The 18,951-nt window shown below is 62.5% G+C and carries 21 protein-coding genes; 5 read left to right on the top strand and 16 right to left on the bottom strand.

The window, feature by feature from the left end:
• Positions 1 to 60: 60 nt before the first annotated feature.
• On the top strand, positions 61 to 285 hold the full coding sequence (locus ACQ5ID_RS09375; RefSeq protein ID WP_429912187.1) for a hypothetical protein: 225 nt from the start codon (positions 61 to 63) through the stop codon (positions 283 to 285).
• Here ACQ5ID_RS09375 and ACQ5ID_RS09370 read toward each other — a convergent pair.
• The gene (locus tag ACQ5ID_RS09370) at positions 282 to 800 is read right to left on the bottom strand and encodes a sigma-70 family RNA polymerase sigma factor (protein WP_429912186.1); all 519 of its coding nucleotides are present in this window, start codon (positions 798 to 800) and stop codon (positions 282 to 284) included. The genes ACQ5ID_RS09375 and ACQ5ID_RS09370 overlap by 4 nt on opposite strands.
• Before the next feature lie 99 nt (positions 801 to 899).
• Positions 900 to 1,697, bottom strand: a complete 798-nt coding sequence (locus ACQ5ID_RS09365; protein ID WP_429912185.1) for a DUF2243 domain-containing protein — start codon at positions 1,695 to 1,697, stop codon at positions 900 to 902.
• Between the two features lie 167 nt (positions 1,698 to 1,864).
• Here ACQ5ID_RS09365 and ACQ5ID_RS09360 point away from each other — a divergent pair, with 167 nt between their 5' ends.
• A complete protein-coding gene (locus ACQ5ID_RS09360) occupies positions 1,865 to 2,305 on the top strand; it encodes an MgtC/SapB family protein (RefSeq protein ID WP_429912184.1) in 441 nt (146 codons plus the stop codon).
• A gap of 4 nt (positions 2,306 to 2,309) precedes the next feature.
• Here ACQ5ID_RS09360 and ACQ5ID_RS09355 read toward each other — a convergent pair whose 3' ends face one another.
• From ACQ5ID_RS09355 to ACQ5ID_RS09340, 4 genes are all read right to left on the bottom strand, one after another.
• A complete protein-coding gene (locus ACQ5ID_RS09355) occupies positions 2,310 to 3,335 on the bottom strand; it encodes an SDR family oxidoreductase (RefSeq protein WP_429912183.1) in 1,026 nt (341 codons plus the stop codon).
• An 83-nt stretch (positions 3,336 to 3,418) separates the two neighbouring features.
• A complete protein-coding gene (locus ACQ5ID_RS09350; protein ID WP_429912182.1) occupies positions 3,419 to 4,900 on the bottom strand; it encodes an alpha,alpha-trehalose-phosphate synthase (UDP-forming) in 1,482 nt (493 codons plus the stop codon).
• Between the two features lie 141 nt (positions 4,901 to 5,041).
• Positions 5,042 to 5,308 carry a hypothetical protein gene (locus ACQ5ID_RS09345; RefSeq protein ID WP_429912181.1) on the bottom strand — a complete coding sequence of 89 codons (267 nt, stop codon included), beginning with the start codon at positions 5,306 to 5,308 and terminating at the stop codon, positions 5,042 to 5,044.
• Positions 5,309 to 5,363: 55 nt separating this feature from the next.
• Positions 5,364 to 5,552, bottom strand: a complete 189-nt coding sequence (locus tag ACQ5ID_RS09340; protein WP_429912180.1) for a DUF3008 family protein — start codon at positions 5,550 to 5,552, stop codon at positions 5,364 to 5,366.
• Positions 5,553 to 5,706: 154 nt separating this feature from the next.
• Between ACQ5ID_RS09340 and ACQ5ID_RS09335 the strand changes: the two genes are divergently transcribed.
• The gene (locus ACQ5ID_RS09335; RefSeq protein ID WP_429912179.1) at positions 5,707 to 6,138 is read left to right on the top strand and encodes a CBS domain-containing protein; all 432 of its coding nucleotides are present in this window, start codon (positions 5,707 to 5,709) and stop codon (positions 6,136 to 6,138) included.
• 64 nt (positions 6,139 to 6,202) lie between these two features.
• Here ACQ5ID_RS09335 and ACQ5ID_RS09330 read toward each other — a convergent pair whose 3' ends face one another.
• From ACQ5ID_RS09330 to ACQ5ID_RS09290, 9 genes are all read right to left on the bottom strand, one after another.
• Positions 6,203 to 7,396: a zinc-dependent alcohol dehydrogenase gene (locus ACQ5ID_RS09330; RefSeq protein WP_429912178.1), complete on the bottom strand. Its 1,194-nt coding sequence runs from the start codon at positions 7,394 to 7,396 to the stop codon at positions 6,203 to 6,205.
• Positions 7,397 to 7,405: 9 nt separating this feature from the next.
• A complete protein-coding gene (locus tag ACQ5ID_RS09325; protein WP_429912177.1) occupies positions 7,406 to 8,176 on the bottom strand; it encodes an SRPBCC family protein in 771 nt (256 codons plus the stop codon).
• A gap of 101 nt (positions 8,177 to 8,277) precedes the next feature.
• Entirely contained in the window at positions 8,278 to 9,306 is a 1,029-nt protein-coding gene (locus tag ACQ5ID_RS09320) for an AI-2E family transporter (RefSeq protein WP_429912176.1), read from the bottom strand.
• Positions 9,307 to 9,320: 14 nt separating this feature from the next.
• Positions 9,321 to 9,653, bottom strand: coding sequence for a four-helix bundle copper-binding protein (locus ACQ5ID_RS09315; protein WP_429912175.1), 333 nt, complete (start codon positions 9,651 to 9,653; stop codon positions 9,321 to 9,323).
• Between the two features lie 106 nt (positions 9,654 to 9,759).
• A complete protein-coding gene (gene ligD, locus ACQ5ID_RS09310; RefSeq protein ID WP_429912174.1) occupies positions 9,760 to 10,647 on the bottom strand; it encodes a non-homologous end-joining DNA ligase in 888 nt (295 codons plus the stop codon).
• Complete coding sequence (gene ligD, locus ACQ5ID_RS09305; protein WP_429912173.1) at positions 10,640 to 12,157, bottom strand: non-homologous end-joining DNA ligase; 1,518 nt, start codon at positions 12,155 to 12,157, stop codon at positions 10,640 to 10,642. Before ligD (ACQ5ID_RS09305) ends, ligD (ACQ5ID_RS09310) begins: the two co-directional genes overlap by 8 nt.
• Positions 12,158 to 13,042 carry a Ku protein gene (locus ACQ5ID_RS09300; protein WP_429912172.1) on the bottom strand — a complete coding sequence of 295 codons (885 nt, stop codon included), beginning with the start codon at positions 13,040 to 13,042 and terminating at the stop codon, positions 12,158 to 12,160.
• Positions 13,043 to 13,081: 39 nt separating this feature from the next.
• Complete coding sequence (locus ACQ5ID_RS09295) at positions 13,082 to 13,933, bottom strand: SDR family oxidoreductase (RefSeq protein WP_429912171.1); 852 nt, start codon at positions 13,931 to 13,933, stop codon at positions 13,082 to 13,084.
• Between the two features lie 46 nt (positions 13,934 to 13,979).
• Complete coding sequence (locus tag ACQ5ID_RS09290) at positions 13,980 to 15,071, bottom strand: YihY/virulence factor BrkB family protein (protein WP_429912170.1); 1,092 nt, start codon at positions 15,069 to 15,071, stop codon at positions 13,980 to 13,982.
• Positions 15,072 to 15,220: 149 nt separating this feature from the next.
• Here ACQ5ID_RS09290 and ACQ5ID_RS09285 point away from each other — a divergent pair, with 149 nt between their 5' ends.
• Positions 15,221 to 16,831 carry a PRC-barrel domain-containing protein gene (locus ACQ5ID_RS09285; RefSeq protein WP_429912169.1) on the top strand — a complete coding sequence of 537 codons (1,611 nt, stop codon included), beginning with the start codon at positions 15,221 to 15,223 and terminating at the stop codon, positions 16,829 to 16,831.
• A 124-nt stretch (positions 16,832 to 16,955) separates the two neighbouring features.
• Positions 16,956 to 18,191, top strand: coding sequence for an MFS transporter (locus tag ACQ5ID_RS09280; RefSeq protein WP_429912168.1), 1,236 nt, complete (start codon positions 16,956 to 16,958; stop codon positions 18,189 to 18,191).
• On the opposite strand, the gene otsB is transcribed toward ACQ5ID_RS09280, so the two are convergent.
• Positions 18,188 to 18,895, bottom strand: coding sequence for a trehalose-phosphatase (gene otsB / locus ACQ5ID_RS09275; protein ID WP_429912167.1), 708 nt, complete (start codon positions 18,893 to 18,895; stop codon positions 18,188 to 18,190). The genes ACQ5ID_RS09280 and otsB overlap by 4 nt on opposite strands.
• Between the last annotated feature and the right edge of the window lie 56 nt (positions 18,896 to 18,951).

Raw genomic sequence — 18,951 nt, 5'->3', positions numbered from 1 at the left:
TGATCCATACGGAACTAGGTTGCGTAACAAAACTTATTACCCCGCAAAAGCGCTACGAGTATGGATACAGAAAAATCAAATGGTTCCCCTGCGTCTCGCGGTGCAGGTTCGGACAAGCAGGACGACATCGCGAAGGCAGAGCAGCTGGACCGGCAGCTGCGCGAGCTTTATGCCGCTTACGGCAAAGGTGATATGCCCGAGGAGGTACGTAAGCTTGCGCAGGCGCTAGACCGCCAGCGTGCCGCGCTCCGGGCCAAACCCGATCCGGAAGACGGTAAGAGCTAGCTCGCTTTCTCTTCGAGAAACTCAAGCTCGGTTTCGCAGTCGAGCAGGGCCAGCAGCTGCATCCGGCCGCGATTGACGCGGCTCTTGATAGTTCCCACGGCGCAGCCCAGCACTTCAGCCGCTTCGATGTAGCTGAATCCCGCCCCGCCGACGAGCATCAGCGCCTCGCGCTGCTGGATGGGCAGTTTGGCGATCGCCTCGTGGACATCTTTCAGCTTGAGGCACCATTCCTGTTCCGGCTTGCACCGGGAAGCGGGCATGTCCTCGACCGGCATGGCCGGTTCACGGACGCGGCGGTGATGCGCATTGTAAAAGGTGTTCCGCAATATGGTGAAAAGCCAGGCGCGTAAATTGGTGCCCGGCTCGAAACGGTCGATATTGGTCAGGGCCTTGGCGAGTGTCTCCTGTACCAGATCGTCGGCATCACTGCTGTCACGCGCCAGAGAGAAGGCGAACGCTTTGAGTGATGGCAGGAGATCGAGTATTTCTGATTGCAACCCGGATGCGTGTTCCATGAGGGGACGGCCACCCTTCCTTCGGTGAAATGCCTCGTTCAGATTCGGTTCATTCCGCCCACCGAACTTACGTCTGAGACATGCCTGCGTTCCGATAATTTAGGTTATATTGTCTGCTGGCGGCAGCTCGGCCCAGCTCAGGCAGGCTGCCGGCCCCGCACCTCCGACAAAAATCGCGCCGTGGCGGTACAGCGTGAAGGGGGAGCGCTCTCCGGGAAGGTGAAAGGTCCAGACCGTTCCCGTCGGATCGGCTCCGACCACCCTAGCGTCCAGCAGGGCAGCAGCCGTGAATATATCGGCCTGACTGGTGCCTGGCGCGAACACCACCGAAACGCCGTTCTGTCCGCGCGGTGGCAGGCTTGAGCCAATCCCTGCCAGTACGGTTCCGCCGGCCAGTAGCATCGCCGTCAGCGGCCCGGTTCGAGATGGCGTACCGCGGCGCCACAGAAGGACGCTGGCCACCATTGGCAAGAGCCCGAACAGGGCAAGCCATATCACGTCCCAGAACAGCGGATCGGGCGCGTCCATGCGGATGCGGTGTATGCCGAGAATCCAGTGAGACAGAAGCGTATCGACAACGTGCCAGACGCCAAAACCGGCCAGCATGGCAGCGAGTAACCGGCGCCCCGCGCCCGGACGGTGAAGGGCGCTCCGCGTCCGCCAAAGCCAGACCAGTCCTGCCAACGCCACGGCATACATCAACGCATGGAACACGCCATCGGCGAGTATCTGAAACCGCAATCCGCCCCGGCCTGTGTCCAGTCCACTAAGCAGGTGGTGCCATTGCAGTATCTGGTGCAGCACGATGCCATCGAAAAAGCCCCCGAGCGCGAATCCAAGCACGCCGGCGGGCCAATGCAACGGCCTGAGAGCCGATGTCTCGCCTGCTTCTTTCATGGGGTCCTCCCGACGCTGCTCTTAAAGCCGAGGCCAAAACATCAGATTGCCCGTCTTGTTCCGCGCGGAACCGAACCCGGTCTGTCAGGTTTCAAGGGCGTTATTCTGAGGCGATCCGGTGGAGGCGTAAGGACGGTATGGAGTTATTGCAGGAGATCGTTCCTGACATGGAACGTCTGGGCATTGACCTGTTGAAGGTATTGCTGGCCTTTCTTCTCACCCTGCCGATCGCCTGGGAGCGGGGCCACGGCCCTCACAACACCGGATTTCGTACCCTGCCGGTGGTGGCGATGGCTGCCTGCGGCTTCGCGCTAGTAATTGCTACTGCGGATGCGAGTGAAGTCGAGGCACGCGCCCGGGTCCTGCAGGGCGTCATCACGGGCATTGGATTTATCGGTGGCGGCGCCATCCTGAAGCACAATGGTTCAGTGCACGGCCTGGTGACAGCCGCGACCATCTGGAATGCAGGCGCTATCGGCGTCGCGGTAGGATTTGGCCGGATCAGCATCGCGCTGGTGCTATCGCTGATCAATTTTGCCAGCCTCCTGCTCCTCACCAGCATCGACAGGAATGGCAAGGATCAGGAGGCTGACGAGGAGAAATCCTAGGGCGCTAGGCCTTCACCAGCTTGCCGACTTCCTTGCGCTTGATGACAAGGGCCGCTGCCAGCGCCGCAATGCCCGCACCGATCGCAAACGTGGCTTTGGGGTGCAGCTGCGCGGCGGTGTAGGGGCTGACCTCGAGGATCGGGTCGTCCTGATCACCGAGCTCCTTGCCGTCAGAGCCGGGATTGTGCAGGCCCGGTGCATTGCGCTTGGGCAAGTTCTCGTCCAGGGCGGTCTTGTAGAAGGCCCAGGAGAACAGCCGGTCGGAGAGACCGGGCATGAATTTTGCCATCATCGTCTGGGCAAAGCCGGAGGCACCTACCAGCACGTCGCGGGTCGGGTGCTCGGCGCAGTGCAGGATGGCCTTGGCAACGAGTTTGGGATGGTAGACGGGCGGCGGAACCTGCGAGCGGGCGGTCATGTAGTTTTTCGCATGCTCGCCGAACGGTGTGTGAATGCCGCTCGGCTTTATCAGCGTGACGGCCACTGGGGCCTTCTCGTGCATGAGTTCGAGCCGGAGGGAGTCGGTAAATCCCTTCACGGCAAATTTCGAGGCCGTGTAGGCGCTGAGTATGGGGGCCGGCATTTCTGAAGAAATGGACCCGATATTGATCAGCGCGCCGCCGCGCTCCTTGAGATGGCGCAGGGCTTCCAGAGATCCATAGACCACGCCCCAGTAATTGGTCTGAAAGATGCGATGGTGATCCTCGTCGCTGGTCTCTTCCAGCGTGGCATAGATCCCGACGCCGGCATTGTTGACCCAGGTGTCAAAGCCGCCATGGCGCTCGATTACCGTATCGACCGCATCACGCATGGCATCACGATCGCCGACATCGGCGACGATGTAGTCAGCCTCGCCGCCGCTGGCCTTGATCTGCTCCACAACACTGGTCAGAGCCTCTTCATTGCGTGAGATGATGACGACGCGCGCGCCTTCTTCTGCGGCCAGCCGGGCCGTGCACAGCCCGATGCCGGAACTGCCGCCGGTAATGACGATGGTTTGCTGTGAGAGGGGTTTCAGCCGGATTTTCATCGGGGCCTCCTTGGCGTTATAGCGAGTGGAAGCTTTCCAACAGCGGGCGCGCGTTGTTGTTCCGGTAGATGGCTCCGGGCTTTCTAGCTTCCCGACAAACGGCACCCGGCCACCGCCAGCGCACCGGCCGCAATCTGCGGCGCCGTCAGTGGCTCATTGTGTGCGTGGGCGGCCCCGGCCTGAACCGCGGAACTCCTTGACGTGGCCACTGCCAGCTCTTGCAGGAATGCGCCACACCACCACGAGGCATCATAGCGGTTTAGCGTGTCCATCATGGCTGCATGGCGTTCCTGTCGCTCAGGCAGGGGCATGGCCAGCGCATGCTCAATGGCACGCGCCTGCTGGGCAGGATCATGGGGATTGATGATCAGGGCTTCCGGCAGCTGTTCTGCCACGCCAGCGAATTCGGAGAGCACCAGAACGCCGGGATTGCGGGGGTCTTGCGCGGCTACAAATTCCTTGGCCACGAGGTTCATGCCATCGCGCAACGGGGTGACGAGGCCTACTGCTGCGTCGCGGTAAAGGCCCGCGAGCTCGTTTCGTGGCAGTCCTTGTGCCAGATAGCGCACAGGCGCCCAGTCCAGCGTAGTGAAGCGGCCGTTGACATGGCCGATGCAGGTCTCCAGCTCGATGCGCAGCTGGGCGTAGGCGTCCACCTCTCCGCGGCTGGGCGGTGTGACCTGAATATAGCTTACCCGCTCACACAGATCAGGCCGGCTGTCGAGCAGCGTCTCTATGGCCGTCACCCGTTCAACGAGGCCCTTGGAATAGTCCATACGGTCCACGCCCAGGATCAGGCACTTGCCAGCCCCCACCAGTGCGGCGGGCGCGCACCCGGCGCTGGTTTCAGCTTCTTTCGCAAACCCGACCGCATCGATACCTATCGGGAAGGCCATAGCCCTCATTCGGCTGCCGCCTGTTTGCGGGGCGTTCGCCGGCAGGGCCGACATGGCGGCCTGTTCTGCCGCATAGCGCTCAAAGTTGCTGCGGTCCCGGTCCGATTGAAAGCCTACCAGGTCGCATGCCATCAGCCCGCTCGCCAGCGCGGCGTGCTGGGGTATGGCACGGAAGATTTCCGGTGAGGGAAAGGGAATGTGAGAGAAGAATCCGATCGGATTGGTCACGCCAAACTTGCGTAGCTCGGCTGCCAGCGGGATGAGGTGATAGTCATGTATCCATATCTGGTCGCTGGGCGAGATCCGCTCGAACAATTCGCGGGCGAAGCGGGCATTCACCGCCATGTAGGTGGCGAACTCGTCGGGTTGATATTCGGCCAGATCGAGCCGGTAGTGGAAGCTGGGCCACAGGGCTTTGTTCGCGTACCCGGCGTAGTAACCTTCATACTCGTCCGTGGTGAGATCGGTGACGGCATATTCGACATTGCCGCGCCGGATGGAGGTCAGGCCAGCGCCCGTCTTGTCCGTCAGTCCGCCGCTCCAGCCGAACCACAGGACCTGCCGGGTGGACAGGGCGTCTTTCAACGCGACGGCCAGACCGCCGGGCGTTGTCTCCCCGACAGGCACGCGGTTGGATACAAGCACCAGCCGGGACAATTTCCTGCTCATCGCGCACCCTCCGGCGCGGTCCGGTCGTCAATGAGAAGTGAAGAAAACCTAAACATGTCAATATCCTGAACAAGCCGTCTGAAAATCTGGCGTCGGTGCGGCCAACAAGTCAGGAGACGCTTTGTTCCATGTTCGTTGCTGCTAACGGTTGTCGTTGTTGGCATCGGTTTCATGGAGAGGGCGGGCAATGCGTTCAGGCACCTTGCCCTCCATCTTGCACAGCCAGCGATCAAGCTTCGGATTATTGACGCGCAGGTGGTGGAGCCATTTCTTGGCGTGGCTGGAGGTGGCCACGATCATTGCGGCACCGAGCGGTATGAGCAGGATCCCCACAGGGATGGGCGACCAGGACAATGCCAGCCCTGCAAGCAGGAATATCACGCCGAGCACTTTGATAAATATGGACATCACTAACCTGCGGGCTGGCTGCTCATGTCGGTCCGGATCAGCACACGTTGCTCCGTCATGAGGACTTTTTCTTTGTCGGCTTACCCTTGCGCGGGGTGGAAGCCATGTCTTCAAGCTCGTCCTTGCTCATGGACTCGTACATCTCCCTGGACGCACCCTTGAGGTCGCTTTTCTTGGTGTCGCCGCGTTTGGCGCTGAGCGCCGCTCCGGCGGCTTGCTGCTGGTTCTTCGATTTGGCGGGCATGGGACGCTCCTTCCTTTCATACAGCCTGACGAAGGCTTCGGTCGGGGGCAGACCAACCGGCACCCGCCGCGATGGTTCCGCGATGGTGCTGCAAGGGAACAAGGACAAGGCTGGCCGGTTGGCCACCGGGGTTGGGTGAACCAAGGAGGATCAGATGAGAGTCAGCGATGTAATGACACGCGATGTCCGCATGACCAACCCGGACCATACCATCCAGGAGGCCGCTCGCCTCATGAGCGAAATCGACACCGGGTGCCTGCCGGTTGCCGAAGGTGACGGTCTTGTTGGAATGATCACGGACCGGGACATAGCGGTGCGGGCCGTAGCGAGTGGCATGGGGCCGGACACCCCGGTCTCCCAGGTCATGAGCGACAGTGTCAAATACTGTTACGAGGATGATGACACAGGCGATGTCTGCCAGAATCTGGGCGAGCTGCAGGTACGCCGCTTGCCCGTGCTGAACCGGGACAAGCGGCTGGTGGGTATTCTGTCACTGGGCGATGTGGCCCTGGCCGATGGTGATGGATCAGCGGGTGCCGCGCTTTCGAGGATTTCCAGTCAGACCGGCGTTGCATCCCGCGCCTGAGCAGCAGATGCCCGGCACGCGGGACAGACAGATGCGTTCCGCGTGCCGGATATCGCACTGTGCATCAGTTTGCCCGCTGCTTTTCCCATTCCGGTTTCAAAACCACCTTGGTAGTGCTGTTCTGCTCCTCCAGGAAGAGCCGGTATCCTTCCGGCGCGTCTTCAAGGCTCATATGATGGCTGATCAGGAAGGTCGTATCGATTTTCTTCTCCCCGATCATCTCAAGCAGTTTGGGCAGATATTTGTGCACATGGGTCTGTCCGGTTTTCACCGTCAGTCCTTTCTGCATCAGGGCGCCAATCGGGAATTTGTCGACGATACCGCCATACACACCCGGGATGGATACTCGTCCCCCTTTGCGGCAGGCCCGCAGGGCGTCGCGTAGCGCGTGGGGGCGGTCCGTGGCGAGCATGAGGGCCTGCTTGACGCCGTCATAAACACTGTCCAGGGCGAAGCCATGGCTTTCCATGCCCACCGCATCGATAACGGCGTCAGGTCCGATCCCGCCGGTCATTTCCAGCAGCGCTTCGTGAACGTGAACATCCTTGAAATTGATCACTTTCGCGCCGAGGCGCTTGGCGAGTTCCAGCCGGTGCGGATAATGATCTATCGCGATGACCTGCGCGGCACCCATGATGAGAGCGCTCTGGATGGCGAACAGGCCCACCGGACCGCAACCCCACACGGCAACGGTGTCGCCTTCCTCGATGTCGCAGTTCTCGGCTGCCATCCAGCCGGTAGGCAGAATATCGGAAAGGAACAGGACGTCGTCGTCGTCCAGCCCGTCGGGGATCACGATCGGGCCGACATCGGAAAAGGGCACACGTACATATTCGGCCTGACCGCCTGCATAGCCGCCGGTCATGTGTGAATAGCCGAACAGCCCGCTCATCTGATAGCCATATAGCGTCTCGGAAATGTCCGCCTTGTCGGCGGGGTTGGAATTGTCACAGGCTGAGAATTGCTGCTTGCCGCAGTGGAAGCACGACCCGCAGGCAATCACGAAAGGCACAACGACGCGCTCGCCCTTCTTCAGCGTGCTGTCCGGCCCGGTCTCCACGACTTCCCCCATGAACTCGTGCCCCAGGACGTCGCCGGGTTGGAGGGTGGGTATCAGACCATTATACAGGTGCAGGTCAGACCCGCAGATGGCCGTAGAGGTAATGCGGATAACCGCATCTCGCGGGTTGATGATGCCGGGATCCTCCACGGTATCGACACGGACATCCTTTTTGCCGTGCCAGGCAAGGGCTCGCATGGCGGCCTCCTAGTTTTTCTGCTTCGGGGTGGATTTGGCTTTTTGTGGTGTTTTGGGCTTGGCGGCGGTTTTTGCAGCCGCTTGGCGGGCCGCTGCCGCCTTCTTGCGCTTGACCATGCCTACCGGTTCGCCGCGTATGTCCCCATTGGCGATCTCGCCCGTTTCCATGAGTTGTTTGAAACGTTTTAGCTCCCGGCGGGCCTGGATTTTGGGCTCTTTCTGGAAGAGCTTGGCTATCAGCCGGCCGGCACCTCCGCCCGGCGCATCATAGGCGATTGTCGCGTCGACCTGGGTTCCGCGTCCGCCGGGCGCATCGCGGAACTCGATTCGTCCGCTGTTTCGTATCTTGGCGTCAGGATCTGACTCCCAGGCGATAAGCTCGCCTTCCCGCTCCTCGGTGATGCGGGTTTCAAATTCGAGTGATCCCATCGGGGATTTCACGACCCAGCGTGTCCGGCCGTCATCGAGCTGTTCTGCCGAGTGAACGTGCTCCATGAATTTGGGCAGATTGGAAAAGTCACGCCAGAAGGCATAAAGCTCGGCGCGCGGGCGGTTTATGGTGACGGTACGGCCCACAACCGTATCCTCGCGCCAGCCTCGGGCCGGGTGGCCTTTGAGGGTCTTGTCCGGCGCATCCTCGGGGCTGGAATAAGTGTGGCGCCGCCGCGCCATCATGCGCGTGGCGACATATCCGCCGACAAGCGCGGCCAGCGCTACCGCACCGGCTGCAGCGGCCCCGGCCGCGTGGCGGTGATCATCATGTTTGTGAAGATGGTGCATGGACAGCCTCCAGAACTTGCGTCGGGAGACGAACAGGCGATTGGCGTTATTGTTCCTTGCCCCGACGATGGCGCTGCGGTGTCGCCAGGGCGATCGGAATTTCAGGCGTCGTGTTTCCCGGACTGACCGGGGATGGGCGTCTCCTCCTGCAGCGTGTCACGGATGTAGAGCTGTTTGACCAGAACGTAGACGAGCACCGCCATCGGCACGGCAAGGATCACGCCAGGGATGCCGAATAGTGCCCCGGCCGACAGAATGGAAAACAGCATCAGGGCCGGCGGCAGTTTGACGGCGCGCTTCTGGACCAGTGGCACCACGATATTCCCGTCGATCTGCTGAATGCCGAGAAAGAGCAGGATAACCCAGATGACGGTATTATCGCCCTGCGCCAGCGCGAGCAGGATGGCTGGCACCGAAGCAGCGATGGGACCGACCAGGGGCACGAACTCGGCAAGGCCGGCAAGCAGGCCCAGCGCCAGCGCGGACGGCATGCCGATAAGATAGAGCCCGAGGGTAGTAACCACGCCCACGAACGTCATCGAGATCAGCTGACCGAGCAGCCAGCGCTGCAGGGCGCCGCCGCTGACATTTATCGCTCTCTCCACCCGCTCGCGGGCGATAGAGGGGAAGAGTTGGACGGCGCCCTTGAGATAGGTTGAGGGGCTCATGGCGAGATATACGCCGCTGACGACGACCACGAGCAAGGTCGTCGCCATGTCAAAAGCGCCAAACGTGTATCCAGCCAGTGACCCTGCGAGACCATTGGCGTCAATCGCCTCGATCTGATCGGTCACGTGATCGCGCAAATCGTCAATACCGATCCGTGTGCCCAAATCATCCAGTGTATCTGGCAGGTTTGCGGCAAGGCTGGTGACTTGCGCATATATCTGCGTGCCAAGGACCGTCAGAAACGTACCCGCGCCGGCCAGTATCAGAAGCCCCGCCAAGGCCACGGTCCAAGGGGGCCGCAAGGGGGTCAATTTCTCGAAAAGCCCGGCGAAGCTGCGCAAGATGATCGCCAGCAGGGCGGAGGCAAACGCCAGCAGCAACACGCCCGACAACTGCCACACCAGCAGCCCGGCCGTTACCAATCCGGCGACAAGCAGCGCGGCGCGAACAGGCGGGGACATAATATCGGGGGGCGCTACTGCGCCATCTCGCGGCAGCTCTCGGCGCATTCGCGGCAGGTAGCTGCGCAGTCCTCCATGCCTTCAAGCTGTTCGCAATCGCGGGCGCATGCCTCACAGATTTCTGCACAGACGCGGCAAACGCTGGCGTGATGGCCCGCGCCGGTCAGCATGATGGCAGCAGCAGCGCGGCACATCTCCGCGCACGCGATCATGTGTCTGAAGTGGGCGGGCGCCACATGATCGCCACCCTTTTCAAGGCAATGGGTCATGGCTTCGCCCAGACAGGTCTGCGCACAGCGCGTGCAGATGGCGATGCAATCCTTGACGTCGTCGGAGAGGGTAATCATGAGAGACCTCAATCGATTTGCTTTCACAGACGTGAGTAACAGGCCGTGGCCAACCGTTCCGCGTACATTCGGTTCCATGCCTTATCGCTCGCCAGTCAGACAGGGCTTATGCCCGCTTGAGAATTTTCAGCGCCGCCGGTGATAAGGTTTCGGCGCTGTCGAAATAGCCGTCCCACGGGTCGGCGTTCAGCGCGGACAGACGCCGGGAGACGGTTTTGAGGCGATAGGCCGACGCTGAACCGGCGCGGGCCAGCTCGTCCCAGCGAAGCGGGGTAGCCACTGGCGCGCCGGGTCTTGCCCTGAGGCTGTAAGGGCAGACGGAAGTCTGGCCGCGCTGGTTTCGCAGCCAGTCGATAAAGATGCGGCCCTCGCGCTTTTTCTTGGCAGCTTCGGCGACGAACCGGTCCGGCTCGCGCGCTGCCAGCACCCGCGCGAGCGTCCGGGCGAAGTCCTTGACCATCTTCCAGTCCGCCTCAGGAATTAGAGGCGCGATCACGTGCAGGCCCTTGCCGCCGGTCAGCATGACGAAAGGTGTCAGCCCGGCGGCCTCCAGCAGTGCGCTTACAGTCAGAGCTGCCGCCTTCACGTCTGAAAAATCCAGTCCGGCATCGGGATCAAGGTCGAATATGATGCGCTCAGGCTGCTCCAGTTCGCGGACTGTGGAGCCCCAGGGGTGGATTTCCAGCGCGCCGATCTGGGCCAGCGCCTCAAGCCCGCCGGCGTCCTCAATCATCAGGTATTCTGCCTTGTCCCCGCTCTTCTCGTAGAGTGATACAGGTTTGATCCCGTCAGGCAGGCTTTCGCTGTAATGGCGCTGGAAAAAGCACCCCTCCGCTATGCCGCCAGGACAGCGTACCAGGGAGAGCGGCCGGCCGGCGGCGTGCGGCAGCAAGCGATCTGCCACATCGTGGTAATAGTCTCGTACATCCCGCTTCGAGATGCCCTCATCGGGGTAGTAAATCCTGTCGGGATGGGTGAGGGCGCTCCTAGCCATTTTTCAGGTCCGGTTCGGCGGAAACATCTTTCGCTTTCTTGTCCTCGCGCAGCCCCAGAAAGGCTGGGTGGCGGAACAGGCCGTCGCGCGTGCGTTCGGAATAGCGTAACTCCGCGACGAGCTTCGGTGTCAGCCACACCGCATCGCGGGCGATTGTGCGGGGTACCGGGGCGGGTGCGGACTTGCGCTCCAGCGGCTTCATCTTCGCCGAAATGGTAGCACGGGAGCTGGCGTTGAAGCCGGTGCCGACACGCCCCCGATAGACCCATTCACCGCCTTCAAAGGTCGCCAGCAGGAGGGAGGCAAACTCGCGGCCCGGCTTGTCCGAAGGTGACCAGCCGATGATGACGGCTTCTTCGCGGTGCTCGCACTTGATCTTGAGCCAGCCGCTGGACCGGCCCGCGCGGTAAGCGCTGTCGGCCTTCTTGGCGATCGTGCCTTCCGCGCCGAGCCTGCACGCCTTTTCAAACACTGCTGCGCCATTGCCGCGCACATGATCGGCGAAACGGACTGCGCCGTCTGCAGGCTTCAACATGCGCTTCAGCCGGGCCTTGCGTTCGACAAGCGGGAGCGATTTGAGGCTCTCGCCATCCAGCTTCAGAAGGTCAAAGGCGAAGAAGGCGATATCGCCTTCACCGTCAGACAGGGCGGCCTGCAGCGCAGAGAAGTCTGACAGGCCCCCTGTGCCGAGCACAGCCGCTTCGCCATCAATCAGGGCCGAGCGGCAGTTGATGGCGGCGAGACTATTGCACAGGGTTCCAAACCGATGTGACCAGTCCTTGCCTGACCGGGTGAAAAGCCGCGCCTTGCCGCCGCCCGCGGCGGCCAGCAGACGATAGCCGTCATATTTGAGCTCGTGGAGCCATTCGCGTCCCTCCGGCGGGGCTTCCACCAGCTTGCACAGGGCAGGGGGCTGGAAGGCGGGCGGTTTTCCACCTGCTTGCGGCTTCGCCCTGGCAATTGCCGCCAGCGTGCGTCCCGTCGTGATGCTGGTGGATCCGAGTCTTGACGCATCGCGCTTGCCCGCGTGCGCATCAGCCTTCTTGATCATCAGCCAGTTCTCGCGCTTGCCCTCGCGGTTCATGCGCACCAGTACCCACTCGCCTTTCAGCCGCTCTCCCTCGAGGTTGAATTTAAGTTCACCCTTCTCCAGTGCCGCGTCCACATCATCAGTGGCGGGGGACCAGCTGCCGCGATCCCATAGCATCACCGTACCGCTGCCATACTGGCCGGGCGGAATGACACCTTCAAAGTCGCGATAGCTGACGGGATGATCCTCGGTGCGCACAGCCAGGCGCTTGTCTGCCGGATCCAGGCTGGGGCCGCGTGTGACGGCCCAGCTCAGCAGCACGCCATCATGTTCCAGCCGCAGGTCGTAATGCAGCCGGGTTGCATCATGCTTCTGAATGACATAGCTGCGTCCGGTCTTTGCCTTGCCCGCCCGGGGCGCGGGCTCAGGCGATTTCGAGAAGTCCCGCTTCGCGCGGTATGTCTCGAGAGCGCGCGCCATCTAGCCCGCCTTGCGGTTCCGCGACGATGACGACTTGCTCTTCGTGGCGGTTTTGCCCGCGGTCTTCTTGCGGGCAGGTGACTTGCCGGAGCGGCCGGCTCGTTCTTCCTTCACAGACTTCTTCAGCGCCTCCATCAGGTCGATCACCTGAGCGGATTTTGCTTTCTTCCCGCCCTTGGCCGAGACAATGGCCTTGCCCTTGGCCTTCTCCTCAATCAGCTCGCGCAAGGCTGCCTCATAGGAATCCCTGAAGGCGCCAGGGTCAAAGGGCGCGGTTTTTTTGGCAATGAGATCTTCAGCGAGTTCGAGCATTTCGTCATCGACGTCCACATTGCCGATATCGGCAAAGACGCTGTTCGAATTCTTCACCTCATCGGCATAGCGCAGCGTCTCCAGCAGCAGGCCATCGCCGCAGGAACGGATGGCAATCAGGTGCTCGCGGCCACGCGTGGTCATCTGGCCGAGCGCGGTCTTCTTCGCCGAGCGCAACGCCTCGCGGATCACGACAAAACCCTCGCTGGCGGCCTTGCCGCGCGGGGCGACATAGTAGGGTTTGTCGTAGAAGCGCGGGTCGATTTCGTGATGGTCAACAAACTGGACGATGCGGATCGCATCTTGGCTCTCCAGTCTGATCTCCTCGATTTCCTCAGGCTCAAGAATGACGAAACTGCCCTTCTGTGCCTCAAACCCTTTGACGATTTCGTCGGCATCAACCGGGCCGATGCCGTCAGCGGTCTTCTGGTAGCGGATGGGCTGTCCGCTCTTCTTGTGGATTTGACGCAGCGAGGTGCGCCCGGACCGGCTGGTCGCCGAGTAGAGCGCGATATCGATGGATACGAGCGACAGGCGCAGATGGCCCGTCCAGTATGTGCGTGGAGCTGCCATGTCAGCGCAACGCCCGGCCACAGACGCGGTTCCCCCGCATCATGACCCGACGATCTTCCCGCCATTGGGGTGCAGCACCTGTCCGCTCATATAGGACGCATCTTCGCTTGCCAGAAACACATAGGCGGGCGCGACTTCGTTGGGCTGACCGGGTCTTTCCATGGGTGTGCTGGCGCCGTGTTCGGCCACGCCTTCCGCATCGAAGGAGGCGGGGATGAGCGGCGTCCAGATAGGTCCGGGCGCCACGGCGTTGACGCGAATGCCGTCGGACACGTACCGGGTGGAAAGCGCGCGCGTGAAAGCCACGATTGCGCCGCGCGTGGCCGCGTAATCCAGAAGAGTGTCGTGACCCTGATAGGCGGTGACCGAAGTGGTGTTGATGATGGCTGCGCCCTCTTTCAGGTGGGGCAAGGCTGCTTTGGTGAGAAAAAAATAGCCAAAGACATTGGTCTTGAAGGTGCGTTCCAGCTGCTCGGCGGACAGATCGGCAAGATCATCGACTTCATGTTGTTCGGCGGCGTTGTTCACCAGAATGTCGAGCCGCCCGAAGCGGTCCATGACCCTGGCCACAGCGTCCCGGCAGAACTGCTCATCCCCGATATCGCCAGCAAGGGAGAGCGCGGGGTGGCCTTCGTCCTCGATGAGGCTCACCGTTACGCGGGCGTCTTCGTCTTCTTCGAGATAAATGAAAGCGATATCGGCCCCTTCGCGCGCCATGGCCACGGCGACGGCGCGGCCAATGCCGCTATCTCCGCCGGAGATCAGCGCAACCTTGTCCTTCAGACGTCCCGCCCCGGGAAACCGGGGCGCGAATTCCGGCTGCGGGTCCATTTCGGTCTCACGCCCCGGTTGGCGATCTTGAGTCTGTTCAGGCTGAAGCTTGTCGTTCATCGGTGCTCTCCTGCTGGTGCGGGCAGCCCTTGGCTGTGTGAGCGCATCAACCGGCTGGCGGCGCGTCTGTTCCCTTTGCGCCGGTGGCCCTGCCGACAGTATCGGCCACGGTGGCCCCGCGCTGTCCGAGCGGGCGGTCGGGCGGCATGGTCGTATCACGCGCCGTCTGGTGTTCCTGCTCCGCGTTCAATTGGGCGCCGAGCAGCACGATGATGGATGACACCCATAGCCACATCATGAAGCCGATCCCGGCCCCGAAAGACCCGTAAGTGTCGTCATACCGGCCGAAATTCTCCACGTACCAGGAGACCGCGAAGGCTGCGATCATCCATAGGCTGGTCGCAAGCAGCCCCCCTGGCGTGACCCAGCGCCAGCGCGGTTTGCGCCTGCTGGGTCCCCAACGATAGGCGATCGAGAGGCCAAGCGTGACAATGATGAAAAGGGCGGGCCATCGGGCCAGCAGAATCCAGCTTTCCCACGCGCCAAGACCAAGAAGCTCCAGCACCACCGGAAGCACTATGATGAGAGCGATGACGATGCCTGCGAAAACCAGCACGCAGGCAGTGAAGGCGAGGGAAATCAGGGTCATGCGGATCATGCCGCGCGTCTCTTCCTCCTCGTACACGATATTGAGCGCATTGAAGAGGTTGCGCATGCCGGCATTCGCTGTCCAAAGGGCAACGGCCAGACCGGCAATCAGGCCAAAGGTCAGAGCCCCATCACTGCGCGAGGCGATGTCGGTCATCTGCGTAGCGAGCAGCTCCAGCGCGCCGCCGGGTACAAAACCCTCGAGAAGAGATAGTTGCTCCGCGATATTTGCCGGATCGGTAAACAGCCCGTAGACGGAGACAATCGCCGTCAGCGCCGGGAATATGCCCAGTAGTGCGAAGAAGGTCAGTCCGGCTGCAATAAGCAGCAGCCTGTGGGCCAGGAACTTGCCCCAGCTTCTTACCAGGATGTCGCGCCATCCGGCGAGGGGTATGTCTCGCGGAGTTGCCGCGCGGCGGCCCCTTCCGGCCTGCCGGGCACGTGCCCGCTCCCGGCGCGGCAGCCGGAAATCGCGGCGGCTTTTCGCATTGTATAAAGACAGGCCGCGCAGGCGGCCAGTCGTGCGGGGCGTGGGACGTCGTGGGCGCAAGGCGGGGTTTTCCTCGAATGCAGTTGCCCTGAAACGCCTGCCCAGTAACGCAAGTTCCTTACTTGAGCGGAGTGTTTCGTTGGCTGGCGGGGAACATCCCCGCCGCATCCCTGTTGTCTCGGTCCCAAGCAGCAACAGGAGTGCTCGAAATGAAAACGATGCTTATTGCCTCCAGTGCGCTCGCCCTCGTGGCTGCGCCTAGCGTCGCCCAGGATCCCGTTCAGGACCCTGCCACGCAGCAGCAAACGACCGGAGACCGTCAGCACACCACTGGTGAACGTCAGAACGATTGGTTCAATCCGGGTGACTGGTTTGATGACGGCCATTCGCTTGAAGGCGTTGCAGTTTACAGCCGGGATGGCGAACGCATCGGCACGGTCGATCGTGTCGCTGGCGGCATCCAAACCGGCCAGTATACAGACATGGCTGATGGCCGCACCGAGGACCTCGACGTAGACGGCCTCGTGGTCTCGACCGGTGGCTTTCTCGGCATCGGTACGCGTGAAGTGCGCGTCGAGGCCGGTAACGCCACGCGCACATCGGTAAACGGTGAACAGCGCATCATTCTGGACATGTCGAACGAGGAGTTCGAGCGCATGCGCGAGCATGCCCGCGAAGATGATGGTATGTGGAATGGCCAGCGCACCCAGCAGGACCGTACTCAGCAGCAGCACCTCCAGCCTGGCCGCGCCGATCAGGATCGTACAGGCCAGGACCGTGACTGGCAGGATCGCGACACCCAGCAGCCCGGTCAGGACCGCGACTGGCAGGACCAACAGCGTCAGGATCGCGATCAGTGGACTGACGACGACGAGGGCGGGTTGATCCCTGCGTCCAACACTCAGACCGGCGTTCAGGGGCAGGCCGGCCATGATCGGGGCACGTTTGCTACCGATGATGCTTTCCGCGATGACCATCCCCTGCGTGACGTCGCTGTCTATACCAATGACGGCGAGCGCGTAGGCTCGGTTGAACGTGTGCGTGGCGGCGCCGATGCCGGCACTTACACTGACATGACCGATGGCGACACATCGGATCTTGATGTCACCGGCCTCGTCGTGGAAACAGGCGGCTTCCTGGGTATCGGCACCCGTGAGGTCGAGATCGAAGCGGGCAGCGCACAGCGTACGTCCGTCGATGGCGAGCAGCGCATCATTCTGGATATGTCCAATGCCGAGTTTGAGCGTCTGCGCGAGCATGCTCGCGACGATGATGACGGCATGTGGAACACGGACGACCGTACCGACCGTACTGACCGGACCTGGCAGGATCGCCAGGACGGCGCGGCAACGCAGACTGATGCCGGCCTCCAGGGTCAGACCCAGACCCAAGCTCAGACGCAGACGCAACCCGGTGCTGCCGGGCAAACTCAGGCGGATGCGGCTACGCAACGCGCTCAGGCTTCCGGTGAAGTCCACGGCGACGTTTACACCGATGGCCATCACTGGGTGGACACCCCCGTCTTCTCGTCTGATGGCGAGCGGCTCGGTTCGGTGCATCAGGTGCGTTCCTACAGTGACACGGCCTATGCGCGCGGTGGCGACACCGTCGCGATGACCGAGCCGGACCCCGATGTTGCGGCAGTCATTGTCCGCACCAATGGCTTCCTCGGTCTCGGCCGGCGACAGGTCGAAGTAGATATCGACCAGGTCGAGCTGGAGATGCAGGACGGCGAGCCGCGCCTTGTGCTCGGCATGACCCAGAGCCGGTTTGAAGACCTGCCCGATCATGAGCGCAACCGCAACCGCGCTGGAGGCTAACGCCTTCTTACTGGCGGTATCGGAGAGGCCCGGGTGCTCGCGCCCGGGCCTTTTCATGAAACCGCAGCCGCGCCGAACGCGTAGGCCGGTCATTACCCCTGACAGCCAATAGCGGATCGAACCCTTGCGTCAGATCATTGCCTCCGCCGCCGCCCTGCTGCTGGGTTTTGCTCTTCTCCAGATGGGTAATGCCCTTCAGGGCACATTGCTGGCACTGCGTGGCCAGGCGGAAGGCTTCTCGGCCCTGGGTATCGGTGCGGTGATGAGCGGCTTTTTTGTCGGCATGGGCGTGGGAAGTTTCCTGGCACCGTCGATCATACGGCGAGCCGGTCATTTGAGGGCGTTTTCCGCCCTCGCATCGCTCGCCTCGACCGCCGCGTTGGCCCACCTTTTGGTCATCGATCTGCCCGCCTGGCTGGTGATCCGGGCGTTCAGCGGATTGTGCTTTGCCGGCATGCTCATGGTCGTGGAGAGCTGGCTGAATGCCTCTGTCACCTCCAACCAGCGCGGCGGTTTGCTGGCGATCTATGCCGCAACGGGCCTTGGCGCCGGGGCGCTGGGACAGCTTCAGATTTCACTGGCGGCACCCGAGGGATTCGTACTTTTTGCCGTCGTTTCCATCATTCTGTCCCTGGCGCTGGTGCCGGCCTCGCTGAGCAAGGCCCAAAGTCCGATGGAGGAGATCTCGGCGGGCCGCCTCCGGCCTGGTCTCATCTTCCGGGCATCGCCCTTCGGCACGCTGGCGACCCTGTTCACGGGCATGTCGGTGGGGTGCTTTTTTGCCCTCGCGCCGGTGTTTGCGGAGAGCCGGGGGCTGACCACCGCGCAGCTTGGCATGTTCATGGCACTGGCGACGGGCGGGGCGATGCTGGCGCAATGGCCCCTTGGGCGCCTGTCGGACCGGGTCAGCAGGCGGGGCGTGGCCGCTGGCGCCGCCTTGGGGGCCGTACTGGTGTTGATCGCGTTTGCACTACTGCCTGCAGGCCAGCCAGCTCTCACGCTTGCGCTGGGCGCTGCGCTGGGCGCAGCCGTGTTCCCGGTGCAGGCCATCGCTGCCGCGCAGGTCAATGACCGTGTGGAGCGGCGCGATATGGTTACAGCGGCCGGGACGCTGGTCATGGTGCTGGCGGCCGGAGCGGCTATGGGTCCGATGGTTGGCGGTCTTGCCATGGACATGGCAGGCGCTGCCGGATTTATCGGCGTTCTGATGGCCTTTCAGCTGGCTATTGTGGTGACGGGAACGGCGCGGCTGCTCACGCGCCCTGCGCGCGCCGGGGAAGCGGACCGGACGACAATGCCGGTGCCGCTTCATCCGGTGGCCGGGCCGCTGGAACTGCCTGATGACGGGCGTGCCGGCTAACCCCGTGCAGAGGCCAAAGCCGCCTCCAGCCATTGATGTACTTCTTCCGGGCCACGCAAGCGGAAACCGGCGCAGCTGTCACCACTGCCGACCTTGATGGCCAGCCCGCCAAGTGTGCGCGCCACGTGCATGGCGGGCTCGTCGGTCAGATCGTCGCCGATCATTATCGGCCGCCGGCCGGTGAACGCAGGCACGCCCGTGAGCTGAGCGAGAGCCTTACCCTTATTCGCGCCAGCTGGCCGCGCTTCTACGACCATCTTGCCGTGCTGGATCTCAAATCCGCCGACCTTGCCTGCCGCGGCTCTCATGGCCTCGCTGCAAGCAGGCCCGGCCTCGGGGCGTGTGCGAAAGTGCAATGCGGCTCCGGTGGGCTTTTCTTCCAGCTGCACGCCGTCCAGTGAGGCTGCCACCCCACGCAGGACTTCAGTCAGGGCGAGGGCCTTCGCGGTCGCGGTGCTACTGGTTGCCGTCGGCTCGCCGGGAGCGGCCGTCTCCGCGCCGTGCCCGCCGACACGCCACAAGGCCCGGGGCAGGCGCTCATCCAGGTCATAAACCGGCCGGCCGCTGAGAATGGCCACCGCGCCCTGCATGCGTTCCGCCAGCACGGACAACCTGTTGGCCCGGTCGGGTGACAGGCGTGCATCGTCCGGTCTCGTCACGATCTCCGTCAGGGTGCCGTCAAAATCAAGGAACAGTGCGTCCACTTCTAGGTTCAATTGGGGAGGGTGGGTCACGCCGCCCTCCAACGCCAGAATGCGGA

The organism is Glycocaulis sp. (assembly GCF_050485565.1).
Taxonomy (GTDB): domain Bacteria; phylum Pseudomonadota; class Alphaproteobacteria; order Caulobacterales; family Maricaulaceae; genus Glycocaulis.
The sequence above is the reverse complement of the archived record's forward strand: the minus strand, read 5'-3'. Positions and strand labels throughout refer to the sequence as shown.